This is a genomic window from Streptomyces sp. NPDC002870 (assembly GCF_042888505.1).
Lineage (GTDB): Bacteria > Actinomycetota > Actinomycetes > Streptomycetales > Streptomycetaceae > Streptomyces.
This window is the reverse complement of record NZ_JBIAPW010000073.1, coordinates 1-7,160: the sequence shown is the minus strand read 5'-3', so window position 1 is coordinate 7,160 and position 7,160 is coordinate 1. Positions and strand designations below refer to the sequence as shown.

Genomic DNA, 7,160 nt, shown 5'->3' with positions numbered 1-7,160 from the left:
CCGTCGCCCGCCTCCGGGAGCTCCACGAGACCGAGGGCGGTGACCTGTTGGTCATGGGCAGCCCCACGCTCGTGCGCGCCCTCCTGCGTGAGGACTTGGTCGACGAGCTCCGACTCTTGATCATGCCGGTGCTCCTCGGCGGCGGTAAGACGATCTTCCCCGACGACGGTGCGCAGCGGACGCTCGAGCTGGTCTCGACCGTCAGCAGCGCCAACGGCGTGAATGTGTGCACGTACCGGCGGGTCTCCAAGGCGTAGGCGGGGCGGCAGGGGGGCGGCGGAGGCGATCCCGGCTCGGCGATCTGGCGTGTGGTCGACGGGCCCGGCATGTGCCCCGACGTGGGCCGACAGCTGTCACTGGTGTGCGGGACTTTCACGCCGCTGGATCTGCGAGACGCACGCGACGGGCCAGGGGCTTCCAGGACCCCCCGTCAACGTCGCCCAGACCAGGAAAGGCCGGCGGCCGTGAGGGCGCGGCCCAACTGGCTGCAGCGCTCGGGGGTGATGTGGCCGAACGTGGCCAATGCGCGATCCCTTCTGCGAGGCGGGTGCGGGCCGTCAGGGGCGGCCGGACGGCTGGGGCTGGCGGTAGCGGTACAGGAAGCGCGCGGCCCACATGCAGCCAGGATGGGGAAGAGCTGGTCGCAGTCATCCACGAGGGCGACCGCGCGGGCCTCGTTCGGCCCGGGGCACTCGGCGAATGTGGGCGCGTCGGGTCGGCTGCGCTCCCCGAGGGTCATCAACCAGCGCATGGTCACAGCAACCCCATTTCCGGACGCGCCGTGTGCGGGGGCAGGGTGAGGCAGTAGGGGGCCCACCACTGCATGACGTCGATGTGGCGGGACAGTGAGCCGGGGAAGTCGGCCAGCATCAGCAGCAGGACCGGGTGCGGGGAGGCGGTGAGCCACCGTGCAACGGTCCACCAGGCGGCCACGGCGGCGCGCCGCGCGGGGTGGGCGGCACAGGCTTCCCTCTCAAGGCGGGCGGCTTCGGCGTGGTGGTGGGTGGTCGACCAGGTGAGGAAACGCAGCAGGGCGCCGGTGTCGCGCTGCCGGGAGGCGTTCAGGGTCAACGCGCACGCCCGCCTGGACATCTCGCAGGCGTGGGGCGACGGTTCCACGGCCGCCGCGGACGGCACCCACTGCTGATCCGAGGCGTCCCGTATCGCGTTTCCGTCGGACCCGCGCATCCGGCAGCAGCAGACGTCCAGCGCTGAGCAGTCAGCGCCAGCCCACCAAGATCATCGCTTGGCGGACTGGCGCATCTGCGCCGTGCCCCCGCTTCAGATGCAGATCACGATCTTTCCGCGTGTGCGTCCGCGCTCGGCGTGCGCGTGGGCGTCGGCGATCTGCTCCAGGGGGTAGGTCTGTTCGATACGGGGTGTGTAGCGGCCTTGTCGGCCCAGTTCCGCGGCCGCAGACAGGAGGGTGGAGTCGTTCTCCGCGTTGACCACATGCGTGCCCAGACGCTGCCCGCCTGCGTGGTCGGCGACCGTCGCGACGCGTGTCGGGTCGCCCGTGATCGCGACGAGGTCGTCCAGGGATCCGGAGGCCGCGGTGTCGAGCGCGATGTCGACGCCGTGCGGAGCGAGAGCGGAGAGGCGCTGCGCGAGGCCGGGGCCGTAGGTGGTGGGAACGGCGCCGAGAGCGGTGAGGAACTCGTGGTTGCGTTCGCTGGCTGTCCCGATCACGGTGGCACCTTGTGCCACAGCGATCTCGACTGCCGCGCCGCCCACGCCTCCGGCGGCGCCCTCGACGAGAAGGGTGCGCCCCGCGAGGGAGCCGAGCGCGTTCAGGCCGCGCATCGCGGTCACGGACGCGAGGCCGGCGCCCGCGGCCTGCTCATCGTTCCACGTGTCGGGGGCGTGGGCCCAGGCTGAGAGGATGACCAGCTCTGCGGTTGCGCCGGTGACACCGCCCAGCCCGAAGACGCGGTCGCCGATGCTCACCCCCTGCACTCCGTCACCGATTTCGTCGACCACGCCGGCGGCGTCGCGCCCGGGGATGGCGGGTAGCTCCAGGGGAATCAGCTGGTGCAGGGTGCCAGCGCGCAGTTTCCAGTCGATGGGATTGACGCTGGCCGCCGCGACGCGGACACGGATCTCACCAAGTCCGGGGTCGGGGTCGGGGGCCTGCTCGATCACCAGGCTCTCCGCTCCGCCGTATTCATGGAAGCGGGCTGCACGCATAATGTCCTGCCTTACCTTTATAGGTCGAAATGATGGCGTTCATTCGACGCCCGTTACTGCAAATCTGACGTTGACTTGAGGTGCGGCAAGCCGACTGCCTTCCGGCCAGAGGAGGACGGGTGCGGATCGGTGAGATTGTCGAGCAGTCGGGCAGCCACCCGCCCCGACAACCACGATCCTGCCCATCGTCGGAATACCTCCCGTTGAGTCGATGCTCCGGAAGATATCCAGAAGGTCGGTTACCAGCTGGATACCAAGACCTGAGACGGGAGACCCTCAATGACGCAACGGCCACCGCTGCCACCCGACTTGTTCGACGAGCTGTGCCCGTCCTCGCTGCTGCCTTTCCGCTTCGGTGACAAATGGGCATCCATGGTCCTCCGCTGCCTGGACGACGGCCCGCGCAGATACTCCGAACTCCGCGTACCACTGAGTCGCGTCACCCCAAAGGCGCTCACCCAGTCGCTCCGCGGCTTGGAGCGGAACGGGTTCGTGTCACGCACCGTGCACGCCGACCCGAAACTGCGGGTGGAGTACGCGCTGACACCGCTAGGCCGCAGCGTGCTGGAGCCGCTGGCCGCCGCGTGCCGATGGGCGGCCGAGCACTGGGACGAGCTACTCGACGCCCGCGAGGGCGGCATCTCCTCCATCGGCTGACTCGAACCTGCGTTGACGCGTGCCGCACCGGACGAGCCGCACCTCTGTGTTGACTCGGGGAATCGCCAACAGCGGTGTCCGCGGCACCGGGGAGCTGCTGTCCACCGTGAAGTTCATGGTGCAGACCCTCGCCGCCGCCGGGGAGCTCCAGCGTGACCTCCAGCGCGAGCTGACTTACGACGGGCTTACGACGGGCTGAGGGCGGCCGAGGCCAAGGGCAACAAGGGCGGCCGCCGCCCGGCCGTAGTGGCGGGGAAGGTGGACGCCGTGCGCACCGCGTATCTGGAAGGCCGCTCCATCGCCGCCCTCGCCCGCGGCCACGACGTCAGCCGCGGCGCCATCCGAACCGCCGTCGCCGACCTCCTGCCCGAGTACACGGCCGCTGCTCCGGACGCCCCGGCCCCGGAGCTGCCGGTCGCCCTCGACATGCCCGGCAAGGCCGCCGACTTCCTCCGCGCGGCCGACCTGCAGCCCGCCGAGCGTGCCACGCTCGACCAGGACGTCACCGTACGGCGCGGCCAGGGCTACACCCTGCGCGTCACCGCCGTGCCCGCGATCCACTGCCGGCTCCTCGACGGCAGCCCAGGAACCTCGGCGGTCCCGGCACAGCACAAGGCCCGCCGCGAGTACGAGAACCGCGTCAGCACCCTCGCGGGCGACACCCCGTAGCGGGCCATCCGGGCTCCAAGATCATCCCTTGGCGGGTTTCTGGCGTATCTGGGTCACACCCCACAGTGCGCTGACCGTAGCCCACAGTTCGGGTACGCGGCAGGGGCGGGGCGGCGCGCGCTCCGCGCTCTGGGAGGTTGGGGCCCGTGCGGGCCGGGCTCGGGGAAGTTCCCGGCCCGCACGGGGGTCTTTCAGCCGTGCGTGGCGGCTGCCGTGAGCGCGGGCAGTGCGAGCGCTTCCAGGGCGGCGGCCTGGTCGGCGTCGGTGAGGGTCTGCGCGGTCGACGTGACGGCCTGCATCACGCCCCCGGCCGTCATCTGACCGCCCCGGACAAAGTGGGCGAGGATCATGTCCTTGGCCTCGGCACCGATGCTGAGTGACTTGGTGACGTGCTCGATCGTCTTGGTCGGCTCGGCCAGCGTCTTACCGGCGGCGTCCTCCACCTCGCGCACCTTCGCCTCGACGTACTCCCGTGACAGGAAGGTGCGCACGGCGTCGGCGGTCTTGGACGTGATCAGCTCCAGCGTCTTGCGCTGCGTCTGCCCCGACCAGGACACAACGCCCTCATCCTGCTTGCCTCCGAGGTGTACGGCGCGCATGACGTCCTTGGCCTCCGTCAGGCCGTTGCTGCAGACCTGGATGACCGCGCGCGGGGTGATGGTGTACGCCCCGGAACCGACCTCGCAGTTGGTGATGACGAAACCCGCGGAGATCACCGGCAATTCGTCACCGCTGCGGCCGTCGAACGGGGAGCGGTAGCCGCGCAGCAGCGCGGGTGCCTGGATGGCGACCGCTTCGGACTCCACCCGCACGTACATGCGCCGGTCCGTCAGGTCGCAGCCGGTTACGCGCGTCGGGTGGCCGGACTGCTTCACCCCGTCCAGGGCGGCGAGCAGCATGTCGAAGTTGTCCATCAGCTTGTAGCTGTCGGACAGCAGCGCGCGGGCCACGCCCTCGGCGGGCGGCATGCCGGGGCCGTTCTCGCCCCGGAACGCGCGGAGCATGAAACGGCGCTCGGGCACCAGGAGCGGGGCGTTCTCGGCGCGCATCCGGCGCAGGTAGGCGAGCGGGATGCGGAGCTTGTCCGAGATCCCCTCGTCGGCCACGGCGGTGGGCCGGTAGATGCCGTCGACCTCCGTGACACCGTCCTCGGTGATCAGGGACTCGACGCCCTCGACGTGCACGTTTCCCTCATGGAACCGCAGTGCGGACGCGGGGGCGATCACGTCCAGCTTGCGGCGGTTCTGGTCCTCCAGGATGCGGACAAGGTCGGGGAGTTCGGCGTTTCGGGCACCGGTGGGGGCCACGTTCGTGGCGCGCTCGGCGAACTGCTGAGTCATGCGGTGTTCCCCTTCGCTGTTGGCTTTTGCGGTTCGGGGGCGGGGCCACCACCCCCGAACAACATCAATAATAGTGTGTTTCAGGGGTAGGTGAACCCACCCCTGGCCAGCACCCTTAGCCCAACGGGCGCGAGAGCGGGTCAGGATGACTTGCGCAACCGCCTCATGTCGGCCGAGGTCATGTGTGTCGTCCAGACCTTCAGGTCGCCGCGCAGCCGCTCCCACTCCCGAAACTGCACGGTGCGGCCCTCGGCCACAGGCAGCCCCGGGGTGGGGTGCGAATAGCGACCGCCGACGACGACCCGGCCATCGCACCCGTTCGGGCACGGCCCGTCGTACGTCGCGCGGGCGCCGGGGCGCTCCTTCTCGAAGCTGTGCCCCTTGTGGTCGAACCCGAGCTGGATGGTGCCGCCGTCGGTGGCGACCGTGACGACGACACGGCAATTCCAGCAGTGGGTGGAGTGCGTGAACCGCACGCCGGAGATGGTGACTGTCCAGCCGTCACGCTTCACGGTCGGCATCGGCGAGAGTAGGACGCCGATATCCACGTATGTCTTGCCCTCCAGGTGACCCCACGCGGTCGGCGGGGTGGCCGGGCCGGTCAGAGCTGGCTTGCCGGAGCCGTCGCACCGGCCGTAGTGGTCGGTGGCGTACGGGGCATCATGGACGATCACGACGTTGTCGGTGACTTCGGTCGGCATCAGGCAGCAGGAGCAGCGTAGTTCGGTGGCGGTGGTGGCCTTCATGGGGAAGCTCCTTGGATTGGGGGAGGGGAAGGGGTGCCCCGGCGGGGCACCCCCCGGGCGGATTACTTCAGGAACCCGCGCGACTGGAGGAACTCGGCCGTGATGTGCGCGATTCCCTTCGGCTTGTAGATCTGCGGGAATCGCCGCATTTCCACTTCGGTGCGCCCGTTCTCGTCCGGCTCCGGGAGTTCGTGAACGAGCCGGTAAGGACGGTCACCCGTCGGAATTTCCAGCACCACCGGGCCAACCTTGGTGTCGAACCGAATTCCGGTGTAGTTCGCGTCGGAGTTGTGCACGATGTTCGCGCCCACCCGCTGGACAAGCAGGGGCAGGAAGTTCGCGACCGTGCGGGCCTGAATCGCCAGGCCCGTCATGGGGGCGCCCTTACCGCCGTGCACTCGGCGGACGATTCCGTCAGAGATCTGGATTTCCACGTCTTCCCCTTCGTTGGCTTTCTGCGGTTCCCGGGGGTCGCCTCCCCAGGACTTCAAATAATAGTGGATGTTAGCTGCGGACGGAAGACCTGTTGCGCCCCATGTTGCGGTGGATGTTGCGCCCTGATGTTGCGTCAGGGGTTGCGCTGGACGTTGCGCGCCGTGGCGGCCGGCCTCCGCGCCACCCCAGGTCAACGGCCTGCGGGCGCGTGGTCGGCCTGCTGACATCCCCTCTGCTGCCACTGTCCCGCACCGGTAGAAGGACGAGTAAGGAATGGGGGCGGGTGGGGTCGGGCGGCGGCCTCGGTGATCTGTCGTGGCTTGTGGGTGTGTTGCGCGTCGGCGTGGGCCTCCGCGCTGTGGGGTGGGTGCTGGGCGTGCCTGGTGGGCTGTGTCGCCCCGTTGGGGGGCGTGTGTGTGGGTGTCAGGGTTCGGGTTGGGTCTGTGTGTTGGCCGGGCCTGGTCGGGTCACCTGTGGATCGGTCTACCGGGGTATGCGTCTTCTCTCCTTCCTCCTGTACCTCTCTCCCTCCCGTGGGGGTTGGTCCTGCAGGAGGCAGGCACCCCCCGGGGGAGGACTCGCCCAACCTCCCGCACCCTGAAAAGGGAAAGGGCCCCGGAGGGGCCCTTTCCCTTCCCCGGTATTCCGTGGTCTACCCTCCCCACGGAATACCCGTCAATTCCCCTCTCTCTCCAAGGGATCGGAGATCCCCCAATAACCAACCCCACCCCAGCAAACCCCATGACGAACCCTCAACTAAAACCCCAACCACCCACCCCCCGAAACCAAACCAGCCGCATTTCGTGCCGGAGGCGGGCAATTCGCGCGGGGACGCGCGAAACGAGCGAAGCGAGTATTCGGCTGCCGGAGGTAGCGACAGTGCTTCCAAGCTGAAAGGGGGTCAGGATGAATTCCGGAGTTCGTATCTGCGGAATTGGGTATGGGGCATATCGCGAAAGGCCGCTGCCCCTAGCCAGCTTTCGGAATTCGCGGAGCGAATTACGTTCGGTCGAATTGCGGAGCAATTCGCGCCCCGGTCAACGGAGTTGACCGAATTCGCGCGGAGCGCGAATTCAATTCCGCCGCGTAGCGGCGGCGCGTTGTGTTCGCGGAGCGAACCGCGCGC

The 7,160-nt window shown here is 68.9% G+C and carries 9 protein-coding genes; 4 read left to right on the top strand and 5 right to left on the bottom strand.

The annotated features are described in order from the left end of the window. The coding region (locus tag ACFYWY_RS37915; RefSeq protein ID WP_389195993.1) for a dihydrofolate reductase family protein at nucleotides 1-257 on the top strand (257 nt) is incomplete at its 5' end. A gap of 496 nt (nucleotides 258-753) precedes the next feature. On the opposite strand, the gene ACFYWY_RS37910 is transcribed toward ACFYWY_RS37915, so the two are convergent. Both ACFYWY_RS37910 and ACFYWY_RS37905 read right to left on the bottom strand, forming a co-directional pair. Next, complete coding sequence (locus ACFYWY_RS37910; protein WP_389195990.1) at nucleotides 754-1,188, bottom strand: hypothetical protein; 435 nt, start codon at nucleotides 1,186-1,188, stop codon at nucleotides 754-756. A gap of 93 nt (nucleotides 1,189-1,281) precedes the next feature. Further along, entirely contained in the window at nucleotides 1,282-2,187 is a 906-nt protein-coding gene (locus tag ACFYWY_RS37905) for an NADP-dependent oxidoreductase (protein ID WP_389195987.1), read from the bottom strand. A 279-nt stretch (nucleotides 2,188-2,466) separates the two neighbouring features. Between ACFYWY_RS37905 and ACFYWY_RS37900 the strand changes: the two genes are divergently transcribed. The 3 genes from ACFYWY_RS37900 to ACFYWY_RS37890 all read left to right on the top strand — a co-directional run bounded on the left by ACFYWY_RS37900 (nucleotide 2,467) and on the right by ACFYWY_RS37890 (nucleotide 3,513). Beyond that, entirely contained in the window at nucleotides 2,467-2,844 is a 378-nt protein-coding gene (locus tag ACFYWY_RS37900; protein WP_389195984.1) for a winged helix-turn-helix transcriptional regulator, read from the top strand. A gap of 46 nt (nucleotides 2,845-2,890) precedes the next feature. Next, on the top strand, nucleotides 2,891-3,043 hold the full coding sequence (locus ACFYWY_RS37895) for a hypothetical protein (RefSeq protein ID WP_389195981.1): 153 nt from the start codon (nucleotides 2,891-2,893) through the stop codon (nucleotides 3,041-3,043). Nucleotides 3,044-3,111: 68 nt separating this feature from the next. Beyond that, entirely contained in the window at nucleotides 3,112-3,513 is a 402-nt protein-coding gene (locus tag ACFYWY_RS37890) for a resolvase (protein ID WP_389195979.1), read from the top strand. A gap of 191 nt (nucleotides 3,514-3,704) precedes the next feature. On the opposite strand, the gene ACFYWY_RS37885 is transcribed toward ACFYWY_RS37890, so the two are convergent. From ACFYWY_RS37885 to ACFYWY_RS37875, 3 genes are all read right to left on the bottom strand, one after another. Then, entirely contained in the window at nucleotides 3,705-4,853 is a 1,149-nt protein-coding gene (locus ACFYWY_RS37885) for a DUF932 domain-containing protein (protein ID WP_389195976.1), read from the bottom strand. Nucleotides 4,854-4,993: 140 nt separating this feature from the next. Then, nucleotides 4,994-5,599, bottom strand: a complete 606-nt coding sequence (locus ACFYWY_RS37880) for a hypothetical protein (protein ID WP_389195973.1) — start codon at nucleotides 5,597-5,599, stop codon at nucleotides 4,994-4,996. Between the two features lie 62 nt (nucleotides 5,600-5,661). Then, entirely contained in the window at nucleotides 5,662-5,973 is a 312-nt protein-coding gene (locus ACFYWY_RS37875; protein ID WP_389195970.1) for a hypothetical protein, read from the bottom strand. Between the last annotated feature and the right edge of the window lie 1,187 nt (nucleotides 5,974-7,160).